Raw genomic sequence first — 17,171 nt, 5'->3', positions numbered from 1 at the left:
AGGGGATACTACCATGATTGCAAATCCCCTCTCTTGCGATTTCTAGCACTTAGCAAGAGCTAAGATGCTGAAATCGCTTTCTCTCCCACAAGGGGAGAGATAATTGGCACCCTACTCAGTTCCACTCATCCGGGATCTGCCGCACCGCACCCCTAGCCGCACTCGTCGCCATGGCGCCATAGGCGCGCAACGCAGTGGTGATCTTGCGCTTGCGCTTCTCCTCCGGCTTCCAGGCGGCATTGCCCTTGGCTTCCATCTGCGCGCGCCGGTCGGCGAGAACTGCATCATCGACGGCAAGATGGATCTTGCGGTTGGGGATGTCGATATCGATGATATCGCCTTCCTCGACGAGGCCGATCAAGCCGCCTTCCGCCGCTTCCGGCGAAACGTGGCCGATGGAGAGGCCCGAGGAACCGCCTGAAAACCGGCCATCGGTGATCAGGGCGCAGGCCTTGCCAAGGCCTTTGGATTTCAGATAGCTGGTCGGATAGAGCATTTCCTGCATACCGGGTCCGCCGCGTGGGCCCTCGTAGCGGATCAGCACGATATCGCCCGGTTTGATGCCGCCATTGAGGATGCCGAGCACGGCACTGTCCTGGCTTTCGAAGATGCGGGCAGGGCCGGAGAATTTGAGGATCGAGTCGTCGACACCTGCTGTTTTGACAATGCAGCCGTCTTCGGCGAGATTCCCATAAAGCACTGCCAGTCCGCCATCCTTGGAATAGGCATGTTCCGCATTGCGGATGACGCCCTTCTCGCGATCGAGATCGACATCGGCGAAGCGGCGTTCCTGGCTGAAGGCGACCTGCGTCGGCACGCCGCCTGGTGCTGCCATGAAGAAATCATGCACGGACTTGTTCTTGGTGCGAACCACATCCCAGCGATCGAGCGCCGCGCCCAGATTGGCCGCATGTACCGAATAGACCGACGTATCGAGCAGACCGGCGCGGTCGAGTTCGCCGAGAATGCCCATGACGCCACCGGCATGGTGAACGTCTTCCATGTGCACATTGGCGACCGCAGGCGCCACTTTGCAAAGCACTGGAACGCGACGTGAAAGCCGGTCGATATCGCTCATGGTGAAATCGACCTCGCCCTCATGGGCTGCGGCCAGCAGATGCAGGACCGTATTGGTCGAGCCGCCCATGGCGATATCGAGGGTCATGGCGTTTTCGAATGCCGCAAAGGATGCGATCGAGCGCGGCAGCACCGTTTCGTCGTCCTGCTCGTAATAACGGCGGGCAAGATCGACGACCAGATGACCGGCCTCGACGAAGAGGCGGCGACGATCCGCGTGGGTTGCCAGCGTCGAGCCATTGCCCGGCAGCGACAGTCCGAGTGCCTCGGTCAGGCAGTTCATCGAGTTAGCCGTGAACATGCCGGAGCAGGAACCGCAGGTCGGGCAGGCCGAACGCTCGATGGCCTTGACTTCCTCGTCTGATATATGGTCATCCGCAGCCGCGACCATGGCATCGACCAGGTCGAGCTTCTTTTCCTTGTCTTCCCAGACAACCTTGCCGGCCTCCATCGGGCCGCCGGAAACGAACACAACCGGGATGTTGAGGCGTAGCGCTGCCATTAGCATGCCAGGGGTAATCTTGTCGCAATTGGAAATGCACACCATCGCATCGGCGCAATGGGCGTTGACCATATATTCGACGCTGTCCGCGATGATCTCGCGGCTCGGCAGCGAATAGAGCATGCCGTCATGGCCCATGGCGATGCCGTCATCGACCGCGATCGTGTTGAATTCCTTGGCGACACCGCCTGCGCTTTCGATTTCACGCGCCACGAGCTGGCCAAGATCCTTCAGATGCACGTGGCCGGGTACGAACTGGGTGAACGAGTTGACCACAGCGATAATCGGCTTGCCGAAATCCTCGTCCTTCATGCCGGTCGCGCGCCAGAGCCCGCGGGCACCAGCCATGTTGCGACCATGTGTGGTTGTGCGTGAACGATAGGGAGGCATTTGTGAAAATCCTGATGGTGAATTGCGAGAGAGCAGCATCTCTACAGAAAAACCGCTTCCATGGCAAAGAATGGAATTTTGTTACCCGGATGAGAGCTTTTTATTGCGATGATTACATAGGGGAGTTCATTGCCGCATGAAACGGGACGTAATGTCTCGGTCCAAAATACTGCGTGCCCTTAAAACGCGGTGAAGGTCATTGTCGTTAGCGAGCGGGCAATGCCCTGGATGTCGAGCACATTGTCATTGATGAACTTGCCGATATCCTGGTCCTCGGGAATGTAGATCTTCATCAGGAGATCGTAGTCGCCGCTGGTCGAATAGAGTTCCGAGACGATTTCGCGTTCGAAAAGCGCAGCCGCGACTTCATAGGTTTTGCCGGGGAAGCATTGCAGCTGCAGGAAGACGGGTTTCATGAATTTACTCCGGAAGGACAGGTTTGTGCTTCGCCAACATAATGGGTTGGCTCGCTCTTAGCCAGTTGTTCTCGTCTCGCAACTGCGATATAAGCGGCACCGTTCGCACAGGCTATCTGGGAGAGACCGGTAAAACCGGCGCCGATGGAGCAACCGCCCCGGAAACTCTCAGGCAAAAGGACCAGACTAGCGTCGGACATCTGGAGAGAGGCGAAATCGACAAAGGTTTCGCCCACCGAAGGAGAAAGCCCTGCCCGGTGATGCACCGGTTACGCTGCCAACGACATGGGTGACAAACACCCGGCGGGCGCGTGAGGGCCAAACTCTCAGGTTCCGTGACAGATGGGGTTTCGTGCCGTTTTGAACGGCGAAACTGAAACCATGTGTTGCTGAAGGACCTCGTCTGTCATGACCAATATTGCCATTATCGGCGCCGGTATCACCGGCGTTACGACCGCTTATGCGCTTGCCCGTCAGGGTTATTCCGTCACCGTTTTCGACCGCAACCGCTATGCCGCGATGGAAACCTCCTTCGCCAATGGCGGGCAGCTTTCGGCGTCCAACGCTGAAGTGTGGAACAGCTGGTCAACCGTTCTCAAGGGCATGAAGTGGATGCTGCGCAAGGATGCCCCGCTGCTGATGAACCCGAAACCATCCTGGCATAAATATTCCTGGATGGCGGAGTTCGTGATGAATATTCCGCACTACGAGAAGAACACGATCGCGACGACGAAGCTCGCCATCGAAGCGCGCAAGCGTATGTTCGAGATCGCTGCCGAAGAGAAGATCGATTTTGATCTCGAAAAGCGCGGCATCCTGCATATTTATCGCTCGAAATACGGCTATGACCACGCCGTTAAGGTCAACAAACTGCTGGAGGCTGGCGGCCTTGATCGTCGTGCTGTGACCAATGAGGAAATCAGCTCGATCGAGCCAGCTCTTAATGGGTCGTTCTATGGCGGCTTCTTCACTCCATCGGATTCCACTGGCGACATCCACAAATTTACCCGCGGCCTTGCCGATGCATCGGTGCGGCGCGGCGTCCGCTTTGTCGGCGATGCCAATGTGCAAACGCTAGCGCACGGTGCGGACGGCGTCGTTGTTTCCTGGAACAAGGCTTCCGTCACACCCTCGGAAGTCGAGACGGAACGCTTCGATGCGATCGTCATTTGTGCAGGCATTGCCAGCCGAAAGTTCGCGGCGCAGCTCGGCGACCGGGTCAATATCTATCCGGTCAAGGGTTACTCGATCACCATTAATCTCAATGATGATGAAAGCCAGGCGTCGGCGCCCTGGGTCAGCCTGCTCGACGATGATGCGAAGATCGTCACGAGCCGCCTCGGCGCCGGACGCCTGCGCGTTGCCGGTACCGCCGAGTATAATGGCGAGAACCGCGACATCCGTCACGACCGCGTCAAGCCGCTGGTCGATTGGAGCCGCGATCTTTTCCCGGGGATGGACACGTCCAACGTCGTGCCATGGGCGGGCCTGCGTCCGATGATGCCGAACATGCTGCCGCGGGTTGGCAGTGGCAAGCGTCCCGGCGTTTTTTACAATACCGGTCATGGTCATCTGGGCTGGACATTGTCAGCGGCGACGGCGGAGATCGTTGCAGGTCACATCAGCGCCGCGATGCCGGTTGATCAGCAGCCGCAAACCGAATGGCTGGCGGCTGCTGAGTAACAAGATGCGAGTGCCTGAGGATTCAGGCGCTCTTGTTGCTGTTACGCAGCCTCAATATCTGTCTTGGAAAAATCATTGCCCTTGTAGAGCAGGGGCAGGCGGTAGTGGCGCGCGCACGCATAGGCAAAACAGTCACCGAAATTCAAATCGGCGGGATGGCGTTTCTTGCCATAACGATCAAACGCCGTGATGGCCACGAATGCTGCCTCCGGCGGTATTGAAACCAGCTGGATATTCACTGCAGTGAGAAACGCCTGTACGGCACTCGACGCCTCGGTGATCTCAATTCCAAGAATATGAGCAACATTGATCGCGGTTTCCCAGACTGCCGATGGCGAGGTCATACGATTGTTGGAAGATTGTAAGCGCGCTGCGAGTGTACGTGCATCATCCTCGTCGGTCATCATGGCCACCATGGCCGAAGCATCTATGAACATCAGCTGCCCTGTGCGTTAGTCGTAAAGACTGTCTCGAAATGCCTTGTCTGCGGGCAGGCCCTTATTGAGATTAGCCTTAGACCTAAGGTTCCGGCAAAAGCCCGCGGCTACCTCGGCCAGCGTAGGCTGACCAAGCTGTTCGTCGAGTGCGCGTTGCAAGGCAAGCCTCACGGCCTCGGTTTTGGAGGGCGCCTTGACTGCGGCCTGATATCGGCGTGCTAGGTCGTCTATCCTGTCGTCTTTGATATAGAGCGGCATAAGTATATCCTTTATGGTATATCACGTATATAAGTAAGGGATATCCTTTGTCAGGGCAAGAGGGAATGAAATTACATGTGAATAACAAAAAGTGATCCGTAATTGAGGCAGGGAACAGGCGGTTCTGTGGCCATATGGTCACAAGTCGCCCCTTGCGGGACCGCCTCAAGGCCGATACGGGTTGGCCTGCCTGCACCACCATGTTATCGTTTTCTTAAGCTCGGGAGGCGAATTTTATCGATCGCAGGATATGGTTCTCCGTTTTCTGCGGCGTGTTTGTGTGTTCAGTGAGTGGGGAATTTGCTGGTTGATGGACTTCAGGCGCCCACAGGCCAGTTTTTTTGGCGCCGCTCTGCTGGCTTGCACAGCTCTTGTCTCGCCCGCCCACGCGTTCGATCTGTTCGGGATTCATCTCTGGGGTGAAAAGAAGGACGCCGATGCCGATGCGGTGATCGCCGATCCGCACAAATACACCGTAGAAATTTCAGCCACCGAAAATAAAGAAACGAAAAAGCTCATCGAGGGCGCCTCTGGCCTTGTCGCCGACAAGGACAAGCCGGCGTCCGGCGCCGCTGGTCTGCTTGCCAAGGCAAGAGGTGACTATCGCCGCATTCTCGGCGCTCTCTATGCCGATGGCCGTTATGGCGGCACGATCAGCATCAAGGTAGATGGGCGGGAAGCCAGCGATATTCCGCCGGATGCAACGCTGCCGAACCCTGCCCCTGTGACGATCTCCGTCGATCCGGGTCCCCAGTTCCTGTTCGCCACTGCGCGCGTCGAGCATATGGCGCCGCCGCCGGTCGATCCGAAGGACGTCGTGGATCGGCCGGAAAATCAAGGTTTTGCCCCCGGTGATATCGCCAGATCCACGACCATCGTCAAGGCTGAACGGCTCGCTGTCGATGCGTGGCGTGAACAGGGCCATCCCAAGGCAAAAATCATCTCGCGCGAAGTGCTTGCCGACCACGACAACAACAAGGTTGACGCCACGATCGATGTCGATCCGGATCGGCGCGCATCTTTCGGTCCGGTCCGGGTGACGGGGACGGAGCGTATGGATCCGGAATTCGTCGCCTTCATTACCGGCTTGCAGCCCGGGGTGGAGTATGACCCCGATGAGATCGAACGCGCCAGGAAGCGTCTGTCGCGTCTGGAGGTCTTCCGGTCGGCCCGCATCGAGGAGGCCGATGCCATCACCAACGACGGCCTCCTGCCGATTACTGTCGCCGTGCAGGAACAGAAGCTGCGGCGTTTCGGCTTGGGCGGTTCGTATTCGACGCTCGACGGTGCCGGTTTCGATGCATACTGGCTGCACCGCAATCTGTTCGGCCGGGCGGAGCGTTTGCGCTTCGACGCCAAGATCGGCGGTATCGGCGCACAGTCCTACAGCCCGCAGGATTATAATTATCTTCTCGGCGTGAGCTTTACCAAGCCAGGTGTCTATACGCCCGATACGGATTTCATCGCGTCGCTCATCGGGGAACGCAAGGTTCTCGACGCCTATACGCAGACATCGATCACCGCCGATGCCGGTTTCACCCAAATCTTCTCGGATGAATTGACCGGAAAGCTGACGGCGAACATATCCAAGTCGCGTTTCGACGATGATTTCTTCGGCAAACGTGATTTTCTGACCGTCGGCGTCGTTGGCGGTCTTACTTACGATAGCCGCGACAGCAAGGTCGATCCGGCCAGCGGCTATTTTCTCGAAGGCCTGCTGTCGCCGTTCTACGAAATCGAATACGGCAATTTCGCCACCAAGTTCACCGCGGAAGGCCGCACCTATTACGGGTTCGGTGCCGACAATCGCTTTATTCTGGCCGGGCGCCTGAAACTTGGAACCATCGTTGGGGCCGAAGTGGCCGAATTGCCGCCGGACCAGCTGTTCTTCGCTGGTGGCGGTGGTTCGATACGCGGCTATGCCTACCGCAATGTCGGCGTCAATGTGACAAGAGATGGCGAGAATTTCGTCATTGGCGGCCGTTCGTTGATCGAAAGCTCAGTGGAGGCACGTGTCCGCATGACGGATACGATCGGTGTCGTCGGCTTCGTCGATGCGGGCTATGTGGGCGAGGAATCCTTCCCGGACTTCGCCGAACAGCTGAGGGTCGGCGTCGGCGCGGGTCTGCGCTATAATACCGGCCTCGGTCCCATCCGGCTTGATTTCGCCGTACCGCTCGACCGGACCGATGATGATCCAGATTTTGCTTTCTACGTTGGCATAGGACAGGCGTTTTGACCCGGATTCTTGCAACCCTCTTCCTCCTGCTCTTTGCTGCCCCTGCCTTGGCGCAGGACAGCGCCGAGGCTGAGAAGTCCTACTTCCTGAGCTTTGTCCAGAATCAGCTTTCAACGCCCAATCGTCAGATCGTCATTTCCAACATTCAGGGCGTCCTCTCCTCCGAGGCCAGCATCGGCAGCATTACCGTTGCAGACCGCGAAGGCGTCTGGCTCAGGGTCACCAATGCGAAAATCGTCTGGAGCCGTCTCGCCTTGCTGCGGGGTCGCCTTGACGTCAACACGCTGGCTGCCGAACGTATTGACATTCTACGCAAGCCGCTGCCGGATGAAAGCCTGCCTTCGCCCGAAGCCAAGGGATTCAGCCTGCCGGAACTGCCGTTGGCGGTGATCCTTCAGGACTTGCAGATTGGGCGCATAGCTTTCGGGGATGGCGTTTTCGGCCTCATGTCCGAAATATCGCTGGCAGGCAATTTGAGGCTGGAAGGAGGATCGCTCGATTTCAGCCTGCAGGTGCGTCGCCTCGATGGTCCGGGCGGAGAATTCCAGATCAAGGCGGCCTATGCCAATGAAAGCCAGCAGCTCGACCTCGACCTGACATTGAATGAGCCGGAAAACGGTATTGTCGCCAATCTTCTCAGTATCGAGGGCAGGCCGCCGGTAGCGCTGGCGCTGAAAGGCTCCGGTCCCCTGAGCGATCTCGCCTTGCAGCTGACGCTCGATGCGGCGGGCAAGCGCGTGCTCACTGGCGAAACCAAGCTCGACCGCCAGAGCGACGGCCTCGGTTTCAACACCACGCTCAATGGCGAGATCGCTGCGTTGATCCCGCCGGTTTTCCGTGACTTCTTCGGCAATGAAACGGCGCTCATCGTCAATGGTGTGTTGCGCGATGCCGGCGGCGTGGCACTTGACCGATTGAACATCAAGAGCAATGCGCTCGCGCTTGATGCGACCGGCGAGACCACCAATGATGGCTTCCTCCGCCGTTTGAAGGTCGATGCGACGATTGCGGATCCTACTGGAAAGAAGGTTATCCTGCCGGTGAAGGGTGGGCAGACGACCGTCGACAAGGCGGTGCTGGCGGTGGCTTTCGGCACCAGCACCAATAGTGACTGGACCAGCAGCCTTGAGGTAACGAATCTCACGACCGACAGCTTCGCCGCAAAATCCGTCAATCTCATCGGCAAGGGCCTTGCCGAGAACATCGACAATCCGGCCGCTCGCTCGCTGACCTATGATGTGACCGGCGACGTCTCGGGCATCACCGCCAAGCGCGCGGATATTGCCGAGGCGCTCGGCGAACTCATTCAGCTCAAGATCAATGGCGACTGGAAGGCCGGAACGCCGGTCAACCTCAAGCAGGCGCTGATCGCCGCCAACGGCCTCAGCGCGTCGCTTGCCGGTACCATCAACGAATTCGCCTATCGCGGTGACATTCTAGTCAAGGCATCGAGCATCGCGCCGTTCTCCGCCCTGGCGGGTCGCGATCTCGCCGGCTCGATCGATCTGAAGGCCAATGGCCTTGTCGAGGCATTGACGGGCGGCTTCGACCTGATGCTGGACGGGTACGCTACCGGCATGCAGTTCGGCATTGATGCCGCCGACAAGGTGCTTGCGGGTGAGACACGCATCACCGGCGGGCTGGCACGCAACGCGAACGGCCTCACTGCCAGGGATTTCAAAATTGTAAACCCGCAGACGCTGGTCACTGCCAACGGCACTTTCGCCAGCGGCGCGGCAAACTTTGATTTCGGCGTCGATCTCACCGATCTCGCGCTGCTTTCCGAGAAGGCCGGCGGTGCACTCAAGGTCAAGGGCAGCGCACGCGGCCAGGATAATATCATCGCGCTCGCCTTCAACGCTGGTGTAGCCGAAGGCACCTTGTCCGGCCGCAAGCTGACTGAGGGCGACCTGACCTTCAACGGCACGCTGTACAAGGGTATTGTCGACGGCAAGGTATCCGGTCTTGCCTTCCTCGATGGGATACGCGCCGACCTTGCAACGGAGATCGCCATCCACAAGGATGATAAGCGACTCACCAACATCCAGTTCATCGCAGGCGGCACCCGGCTTCGCGGCGATGTCATGCAAGACAAGAAGGGTTTGCTTCAGGGTAATCTGACACTCGCCTCCAGCGATGTGTCGACTGCTGCGGCGCTGTTCCTCGTCGAAGCGACGGGCAGGGCCGATGCAACCATTGCGCTTTCCCACGACGAGGAAAAGCAGAACGTCGATATCAAAGGTCAGATCGACGGGCTGAAAGCCAACGACATCATTATCGGCAAGGCTGCAATCGCGCTGGCAGCGCAGGATATTTTCAAGGTGCCCTCCGCCAATGGTTCAGTGACGGCGTCCGATGTATCGGCAGCGGGCATCGACATTACCAGCCTCGACGCGCAGGCGGCGCAGGACGGCAAGACCACCAACTTCAAGATGAATGCCGGCCTGAAGAACGGTGCCAGGACGTCTGTTGGCGGCTCGTTGCAGCCGACGGACACGGGTTATCTCCTGTCGTTGGCCAATGCAGATTTGACGCGCGGGACGCTTGCAGCCCGGCTGGTCCAGCCTGCCGCGATCAATGTGGCGGGCAGCAATGTCTCCTTCGGTGACATTATTCTCGACGTCGGCAAGGGCAAGGTGACGGTCAGCGGCGAAGTTGCCGAAACGCTGAACCTCGCGGTTGCCATCCAGAAATTGCCGCTCGACATCGCCAACACCATCAAGCCGGACCTTGGGCTCGGCGGAGAAATCAACGGCACGGCAAAGATCGGCGGCACACGCGTGAAGCCGGATGTCAATTTCGACATGCAGGCCCGTGGCATCACCGCTGCCGCGTTGAAAAAAGCCGGCCTTGACGCACTCAACCTCGATGCGAAGGGTACTTCCACCACGGACCAGCTCAATGTCGATGCGCATTTGACCGGAGCCGGTGGGCTCGATGCCTCCGCCAGGGGTTCCGTGCCGCTAGCGCAGGGCCAGCTCGGCGTGGATTTCGATCTCAGGAGTTTCCCACTCAACGCTTTGAACGGCGTTGTGAAGGGCCAGAACCTGGCTGGCAATATCTCCGGCAGGGGCCGCGTCACCGGCACGCTGCAGAGGCCCAATGCCGAGTTCGATCTGAAGGGTACTGGTCTTTCTGCCAAGCCCTTGCAGGAGGCCGGGCTTGCACCATTGCAACTCACAGCGGCCGGACGCTTCGCCAACAACATGCTGACACTCGCCTCTGCCAAGGCAGACGGGCCCCAGGGCTTTACCGTCTCTGCCAGCGGCAAGGTTCCCCTGAGCGGGTCGGGGCTTGGCATCAACGTCACCGGCAATATTCCCCTTTCGCTTGCCAACCGCTTCCTTGCCGATCGTGGCACCCAGGCAAAAGGCGTGATCGACGTGACGGCGTCGATTACGGGGAGCTTCGCGCGACCGCAGATCCGCGGCATGTTCTCTACCAACGGAGCCGAGGTCCTCGATCCGGAAGCCAATATAAGGCTGCAGCGCATCACGCTCCTCGGCAGCATGGAAGGCACGACCGTTACCATCCGCACCCTGAATGCGGCGCTCTCGACCGGCGGCACGATCAGTGCGACCGGGACGATTTCAACGGATGCGGCCGCCAATTTCCCGGCGAATATCGATATCAGGCTCGACAAGGCGCGCTATGCCGACGGCAATCTTGTGGTTGCTACCGTTACCGGTGCACTCGCCGTCAAGGGTCCACTTACCCGCGATCCCGTTATCTCGGGCAACATCAATATCGACCGCGCCGAAATCACCGTTCCGGAAAGTTTTGGCGGCTCCTCGGCGGTCATCGATGTCAAACACAAGGATCCGTCAAAGGCTGTTGCGCAGACTTTGAAGCGCGCCAGGGCGGATCAACCCAAGGTGGCGACGCCGACGGCCCGCCCAAGCGTTGTTCGGCTTGATATCAACGTCACCGCACCCAACAGGATTTTCGTGCGCGGTCGTGGGCTCGACGCGGAAATCGGCGGCTCCGTGCGCCTTACGGGTCCGGCCACCAATATTCAGCCGGTCGGTGCGTTCGATCTGATCCGCGGCCGTCTCGGCATTCTTGGACAACGTATCACCTTCACCGAAGGTCAGGTTACGCTGGTCGGGGATCTCGACCCCGAACTCAATTTCGTCGCCAGCACGCAAGGCACTGATATCACCGTAAACGTCACAGTCAGAGGCCGTGTTTCGGACCTGCAGATCAGCTTCTCGTCGCAGCCGGAACTGCCGCAGGACGAGGTCATGGCGCGGCTGATCTTCAACCGCTCGATCAGCGAATTGTCACCGTTGCAGGTTGCACGGCTGGCCGCTGCTGCGGCGGAACTTGCAGGCGGGTCGAACTCCTCGCTGCTCGACAGTTTGCGCAAGAACACGGGCCTGGACGATCTCGATGTGGTCACCGACAGCCAGGGCAATGCCGGCGTGCGTGCCGGCCGTTATATCCGTGACAATGTCTATCTGGGTGTCGAAGCCGGCGCTGGGGGCAAGACCAAAGGCACGATCAATCTCGATATCACGCCGAACCTGAAGGCCAAGGGCGCGGTCGGCAGCGATGGCGATTCCGGCGCGGGCCTGTTCTTCGAGAAGGATTATTGAGTCTCACGCCGGCTACCTTCCCCCCTTGCGGGAAGACGCGGAGCGCAGCAACGGGAAACAGCCCTTCTTGAATTGCTACCCAAGAAGAGTGTTTTCCTCGCGGCCGCTCGCAGGCACCCTCCCCACAAGCGGGAGGTCAAGTCCGGCATCATCTCGCTAAAGTGGAATGAAAAACCTTACCCCTGCACAACGTCCTGCCGTTGCTCGCCCAGACCTTCGATGCCGAGCGTAACTACATCGCCGGCCTTTAGGAAGACATTTGGCTTTTGGCCAAGTCCGACGCCAGGCGGTGTTCCGGTCGAAATGATGTCGCCCGGATGCAGGCTCATGAACTGTGACAGGTATGACACCAGATATTTGACGCCGTAGACCATCGTTGCGGATGAGCCGTTCTGGTAGCGGTGGCCATTGACCTCCAGCCACATCTTCAGGTCTTGCGGATCCTTGATTTCGTCCTTGGTTACCAGCCAGGGTCCGGTCGGGCCAAAGGTGTCGCAGCTTTTGCCCTTGGTCCACTGGCCCTGACGCTCCGCCTGGAAAGCGCGCTCCGACACGTCGTTGATCAGGCAATAGCCGGCGACATAATCCAGCGCCTCGTCTTCGCTGACATATTTCGCATGTTTGCCGATGACGATGCCGAGCTCGACTTCCCAGTCGGTCTTCTCCGAACCACGCGGGATTTCGACATTGTCGTTCGGCCCGACGATTGCCGACGTTGCCTTCATGAAGATGATCGGCTCCGGCGGCACCTTGGCGCCCGTTTCCGCCGCATGATCGGAATAGTTGAGGCCGATGCAGATGAACTTGCCCGTTCCCGCAACACAAGGGCCATAGCGAGTGACTTCGACCACAGGCAGCGATGCCGGGTCGAGCGCCGCGAGCCTCGATAGGCCCTCTGGCGAAATTGCGTCACCGGCAATGTCTTTCACATGGCCGGACAGGTCGCGGACCTTGCCATCCTTGTCGACAAGACCGGGCTTTTCCTGACCGGCAGGACCATAGCGCAACAGTTTCATGGGATAACCTTCTCTATCTTGGGGGCTCAGTAAGTGGCGCGGCCACCGGAAATGTCGAAGACAGCGCCGGTCGTGAACGAGCATTCCTCGCTGGCGATCCAGGTAATCAGCGACGCCAGCTCTTCGACCTTGCCGAAGCGCTGCATGGGAATCTTCGACAGCATGTAGTCGATGAACGAGGGCTGCAGCTGTTGAAGGATCGGCGTATCGACAGTCGCCGGGGTGATGGCATTGACGGTGATCCCATCACCGACAAGCTCCTTGCCGAGCGATTTGGTCAGCCCGATCACCGCTGCCTTCGATGCGCTATAGGCGGAGGCATTGGGATTGCCCTCCTTGCCGGCAATGGACGCGACATTGACGATGCGTCCATAGCCACTTTTCTGCATGAACGGCACGACGAAGCGGTTGCAATAGAACAGTCCATTCAAATTGATATCGAAGACGCGCTTCCATTGGTCGATCGGGTAGTCGGTAACTTTGGCGTTCGGACCGGTGATACCGGCGGAACAGATCAGCACGTCGATCTTGCCGAATGCCTTGGCCGTTTCCTGCGCTGCCTTTTCCACCTGGTCCGGGTCGGAAACATCGAGCCTCACTCCATGCGCCGCACCGCCAAGTGTGCCCTTCGCCTCATCGATCTTGGCGGCATCGACATCCCAGAGACTGACCGTGCCACCTTCCGACACGATCCGCTCCGCCGTCTTGAAGCCGATACCCGAGGCGCCACCGGTAATGACCGCATGCCGCCCCTCATAGCGCCTGATGGAATTCGCCATGATTCCTCCCGAATGTCTGGCTTCAGTGATTGTCGCGCGGCAATCCCTTCGTCTGGGCGATGCGCTGGTAGCTGACGGCCGGCTTCAGAACCATGCCTTCGTCCAGCTGGCCGACCATGCCGCGCTGGATTTCCTGCCATGGCGTCTGGCTGGCCGGGTATTTATAGCCGCCTGCCGCAATCAGGTCTTCCTTGCGCTTTTGCAGTTCCTCATCGTCGATCAGGATATTGGCCGTACCTTTTTTCAGGTCGATGCGCAGGTGGTCACCGGACTTCACGAGTGCCAGCCCGCCATTGACCGCCGCTTCCGGCGAAGCATTAAGGATGGAAGGCGATCCGGAGGTGCCGGACTGCCGCCCGTCGCCGAGACAGGGCAGGGCATGAATGCCTTTTTTGAGGAGATATGCCGGAGGCTGCATGTTGACGACTTCCGCAGCGCCCGGATAGCCGATCGGGCCGGTACCGCGCATGATCAGAATGCTGTTCTCGTCGAGCGCAAGCTTCGGGTCGTCGATGCGGTGATGATAATCCTCCGGTCCGTCGAAGACTTCGGCAATGCCTTCGAAAGCCTCGGGATCATCCGGATTGGAAAGATAGCGTTCGCGGAACTCTTCAGAGATCACGCTCGTCTTCATGATGGCGCTGTCGAAAAGATTGCCCTTCAAATTGATGAACCCGGCCTTCTTCTTCAGCGGCGCATCGTAAGGCTTGATGACGTCGGTGTTGAGATTTTCCGCATTCTCGCAGTTCGTGCCGATGCTCTTGCCATTGACAGTCAAGGCACCGGGATGCGGCAGCTTGCGCGCCTTCATCAGTTCGGCAACGACGGCAGGCACGCCGCCAGCGCGGTGATAGTCCTCGCCAAGATATTCGCCTGCCGGCTGCAGATTGACCAGCAGCGGCACGTCGTGGCCGATCGTCTGCCAATCATCATTGTCGAGCGGGATGTCGAGGTGGCGGGCTATGGCGTTCAGATGGATCGGAGCGTTCGTCGAGCCGCCGATGGCGGAGTTGATGACGATGGCGTTCTCGAAGGCCGCGCGCGTCATGATATCCGATGGCTTCAGGTCTTCGCGTACCATGTCGACGATGCGCTTGCCGGTGTCGTAGGCGGTCTGTCCGCGCTCGCGGTAGGGTGCAGGGATCGCGGCGCCGCCGGGGAGTTCCATGCCGAGCGCTTCGGCCAGGGAATTCATCGTCGTTGCCGTGCCCATCGTGTTGCAATAGCCGACCGATGGCGCGGAGGAGGCGACGATATCCATGAACTGGTCATAGTTGATTTCGCCGGAGGAAAGCTTCTCGCGCGATTTCCACACAATGGTGCCGGAACCGGTGCGTTCGCCGCGATGCCAGCCATTGAGCATTGGGCCGACCGAGAGTGCGATGGCCGGTATATTGACGGTCGCCGCGCCCATCAGCATGGCGGGCGTGGTCTTGTCGCAGCCGATGGTCAGCACCACGCCGTCGAGCGGGTAGCCGAACAGCACTTCCACAAGGCCAAGATAGGCGAGGTTGCGGTCGAGCGCAGCGCCGGGGCGCTTGCCGGTCTCCTGGATGGGATGCACTGGAAACTCGAAGGGAATGCCGCCCGCCGCAATGATGCCATCGCGCACGCGCTTGGCGAGCTCGATATGGTGACGGTTGCACGGCGAGAGATCGGAGCCGGTCTGGGCGATGCCGATGATCGGCTTGCCCGACTGCAGTTCTTCGCGAGTGAGGCCGTAATTCAGGTAGCGTTCCAGATAGAGTGCCGTCATCCCCGGATTGTCAGGATTGTCGAACCATTCCTGCGAGCGAAGCCTTTTGGTTATTTTTGCGGTAGTCATAATGTGCTCCTGGAGTGGCTATTCCTTGACCGCGCCGGTCATGGAAGAGACGTAATAATCGACAAAGAACGAGTAGAGAATGACGACGGGCAGCGACCCGAACAGTGCGCCTGCCATCAGCGAACCCCACTCGAAAACATCCCCTCGCACCAGCTCCGTCAGGACACCGACCGGGACAGTCTTGTTCTCCGAGGATTGGATGAAGGTCAGCGCATAGATGAACTCATTCCACGACAAAGTGAAGGCAAAAATGCCCGCCGATATCAATCCCGGCACCGCCAGCGGCAATATGACCCTGACGAGGATTTGCCAGCGCGACGCGCCGTCGACGAGGGCGCTCTCTTCGAGTTCGAAAGGGATCGAACGGAAATAACCCATCAGCAGCCAGGTGCAAAACGGAATGAGGAAGGTCGGGTAGGTGAAGATCAGCGCCAGCCTCGTGTCGTAAATCCCGAATTTGAACACGATCACAGCAAGGGGAATGAACAGAATCGAGGGCGGCACGAGATAGGCGAGGAAGATCATCAGCCCGACCGAGCGCGATCCGGTAAAGCGGACGCGCTCGATGGCATAGGCGGCAAAGACCGACGCGGCCAGCGACAGCACAGTCGCGCAGACCGAGACGACCAGCGTATTCCACAGCCAGCCGGGATAGGAGGTCTCGAACAACAGGTACTTGATATGGTCGAGTGTCGGACCCACCACCCAGAACGGGCTGTAATTGTTGTAGTCGGTCAGCTGTGAATTGGGCTTCACCGCCGTGATTGCCATCCAGTAGAACGGAAACAGCAGCACGAAGATGAAGACAGCGAGCGGCAGGTAAAGCACCATGATCCGCCGCGGCAGCCGGTTGAGATAGCTCATGCCCTGCACGTCGTCCGTGAGCGGCTGGCTGTTGGTCTGTTCGGATATGGTCATGATTGCGCTCCTCCTTGCCGCACTCAGTCCTGGCCGCCCTGCTGCCATTTACGGCGCTGCAGGCCGAAAAATGAGAACAGGATCGAGGCAAGCAGGAAGGGGATCATGGCGACGGCAATCGCCGCGCCTTCGCCGAGCTGGCCGCCGGGAATGCCGCGCTGGAACGAGAGTGTCGCCATCAGATGGGTGGCGTTAACCGGTCCGCCCTTGGTCAGGACGTAGATCAGCTGGAAATCGGTGAAGGTGAACAGCACCGAGAACGTCATCACCACGGCGATGATCGGCGTCAGCATCGGCAGCGTGATGAAGCGAAAACGCTGCCAGCCCGTGGCGCCGTCGAGCGAGGCGGCTTCATGCAGCGACTGCGGAATGGTCTGCAGACCGGCGAGCAGCGAGATGGCGACGAAGGGGATGCCGCGCCAGACATTGGCAGCGATCACCGAAGCGCGCGCATTGTTTGGATCGCCGAGGAAATTGATCGGGCTATCGATCCAGCCGAGTTGCATCAGCGACCAGGAAATGATCGAGAATTGCGCATCGAAGATCCACCAGAAAGCCAGCGCCGAAAGCACGGTCGGAACGACCCAGGGCAGCAGGATGATCGCGCGGAAGAAGGATTTGAAAGGCAGATGCTCGTTGAGGATCAGCGCCAGCCAGAGACCGAAGGCGAATTTCAGGACCGATGCGATGAATGTGTAGAGCACCGTATTGTAGACGGCCATCCAGAAAACGGAATCGCGGGCCAGCGCCTGATAGTTTTCGAGGCCGATGAAAATGCCATCCCGGCCGATCTTCGCGTCGGTGAAGCCGAGCCATACACCGAGACCGAGCGGATAGGTCAGGAAGCACAGGAGAAAGGCGGCCGCCGGCAGCATGAACAGTGCGCCGATCGCCGTGTTGCTCCGGGCTATGGAGCCGAAGGCGGATACCTGCTTAGCGGATGCCGTCATTGTCATCGAATGTCCCTTCTTCCTCGTCAGCGCTTGATTGACTTTCCGCCGTCCAGAGAACGGCGGAAAGCCTCTCGACTTGC

At 59.1% G+C, this 17,171-nt stretch carries 12 protein-coding genes and 1 riboswitch; of the genes, 3 read left to right on the top strand and 9 right to left on the bottom strand.

Annotated features, from left to right (window positions below; genetic code table 11):
• Positions 1–115 precede the first annotated feature (115 nt).
• The gene (ilvD, locus tag BLM14_RS18085; protein WP_100000661.1) at positions 116–1,969 is read right to left on the bottom strand and encodes a dihydroxy-acid dehydratase; all 1,854 of its coding nucleotides are present in this window, start codon (positions 1,967–1,969) and stop codon (positions 116–118) included.
• A gap of 179 nt (positions 1,970–2,148) precedes the next feature.
• Positions 2,149–2,385, bottom strand: coding sequence for an Lrp/AsnC ligand binding domain-containing protein (locus BLM14_RS18080; RefSeq protein ID WP_100000660.1), 237 nt, complete (start codon positions 2,383–2,385; stop codon positions 2,149–2,151).
• A gap of 107 nt (positions 2,386–2,492) precedes the next feature.
• A riboswitch (glycine riboswitch) is annotated at positions 2,493–2,579 on the top strand.
• Positions 2,580–2,793: 214 nt separating this feature from the next.
• Here BLM14_RS18080 and BLM14_RS18075 point away from each other — a divergent pair.
• Positions 2,794–4,068: a D-amino acid dehydrogenase gene (locus BLM14_RS18075; RefSeq protein ID WP_100000659.1), complete on the top strand. Its 1,275-nt coding sequence runs from the start codon at positions 2,794–2,796 to the stop codon at positions 4,066–4,068.
• Positions 4,069–4,109: 41 nt separating this feature from the next.
• On the opposite strand, the gene BLM14_RS18070 is transcribed toward BLM14_RS18075, so the two are convergent.
• Complete coding sequence (locus BLM14_RS18070; protein ID WP_100000658.1) at positions 4,110–4,505, bottom strand: type II toxin-antitoxin system VapC family toxin; 396 nt, start codon at positions 4,503–4,505, stop codon at positions 4,110–4,112.
• Positions 4,506–4,520: 15 nt separating this feature from the next.
• Positions 4,521–4,763: a type II toxin-antitoxin system VapB family antitoxin gene (locus BLM14_RS18065; RefSeq protein ID WP_100000657.1), complete on the bottom strand. Its 243-nt coding sequence runs from the start codon at positions 4,761–4,763 to the stop codon at positions 4,521–4,523.
• A 310-nt stretch (positions 4,764–5,073) separates the two neighbouring features.
• On the opposite strand from BLM14_RS18065, the gene BLM14_RS18060 reads away from it, so the two are divergent.
• Entirely contained in the window at positions 5,074–7,002 is a 1,929-nt protein-coding gene (locus BLM14_RS18060) for an autotransporter assembly complex protein TamA (protein ID WP_100000656.1), read from the top strand.
• Positions 6,999–11,600 carry a translocation/assembly module TamB domain-containing protein gene (locus BLM14_RS18055; RefSeq protein WP_100000655.1) on the top strand — a complete coding sequence of 1,534 codons (4,602 nt, stop codon included), beginning with the start codon at positions 6,999–7,001 and terminating at the stop codon, positions 11,598–11,600. Before BLM14_RS18060 ends, BLM14_RS18055 begins: the two co-directional genes overlap by 4 nt.
• Before the next feature lie 176 nt (positions 11,601–11,776).
• Here BLM14_RS18055 and BLM14_RS18050 read toward each other — a convergent pair whose 3' ends face one another.
• The 5 genes from BLM14_RS18050 to BLM14_RS18030 are packed head-to-tail and all read right to left on the bottom strand — an operon-like array spanning position 11,777 to position 17,088.
• Positions 11,777–12,616 (bottom strand): fumarylacetoacetate hydrolase family protein, encoded by an 840-nt coding sequence (locus BLM14_RS18050; RefSeq protein ID WP_100000654.1) that lies wholly within the window; start codon positions 12,614–12,616, stop codon positions 11,777–11,779.
• A gap of 26 nt (positions 12,617–12,642) precedes the next feature.
• A complete protein-coding gene (locus tag BLM14_RS18045) occupies positions 12,643–13,395 on the bottom strand; it encodes an SDR family NAD(P)-dependent oxidoreductase (RefSeq protein ID WP_100000653.1) in 753 nt (250 codons plus the stop codon).
• Between the two features lie 22 nt (positions 13,396–13,417).
• Positions 13,418–15,220 carry an IlvD/Edd family dehydratase gene (locus BLM14_RS18040; protein ID WP_100000652.1) on the bottom strand — a complete coding sequence of 601 codons (1,803 nt, stop codon included), beginning with the start codon at positions 15,218–15,220 and terminating at the stop codon, positions 13,418–13,420.
• 18 nt (positions 15,221–15,238) lie between these two features.
• Positions 15,239–16,138 carry a carbohydrate ABC transporter permease gene (locus tag BLM14_RS18035; RefSeq protein ID WP_100000651.1) on the bottom strand — a complete coding sequence of 300 codons (900 nt, stop codon included), beginning with the start codon at positions 16,136–16,138 and terminating at the stop codon, positions 15,239–15,241.
• 23 nt (positions 16,139–16,161) lie between these two features.
• A complete protein-coding gene (locus tag BLM14_RS18030; protein ID WP_418314240.1) occupies positions 16,162–17,088 on the bottom strand; it encodes a carbohydrate ABC transporter permease in 927 nt (308 codons plus the stop codon).
• Between the last annotated feature and the right edge of the window lie 83 nt (positions 17,089–17,171).

It is taken from the genome of Phyllobacterium zundukense, assembly GCF_002764115.1.
GTDB lineage: Bacteria > Pseudomonadota > Alphaproteobacteria > Rhizobiales > Rhizobiaceae > Phyllobacterium > Phyllobacterium zundukense.
This window is presented reverse-complemented; position numbering and strand designations above follow the sequence as displayed.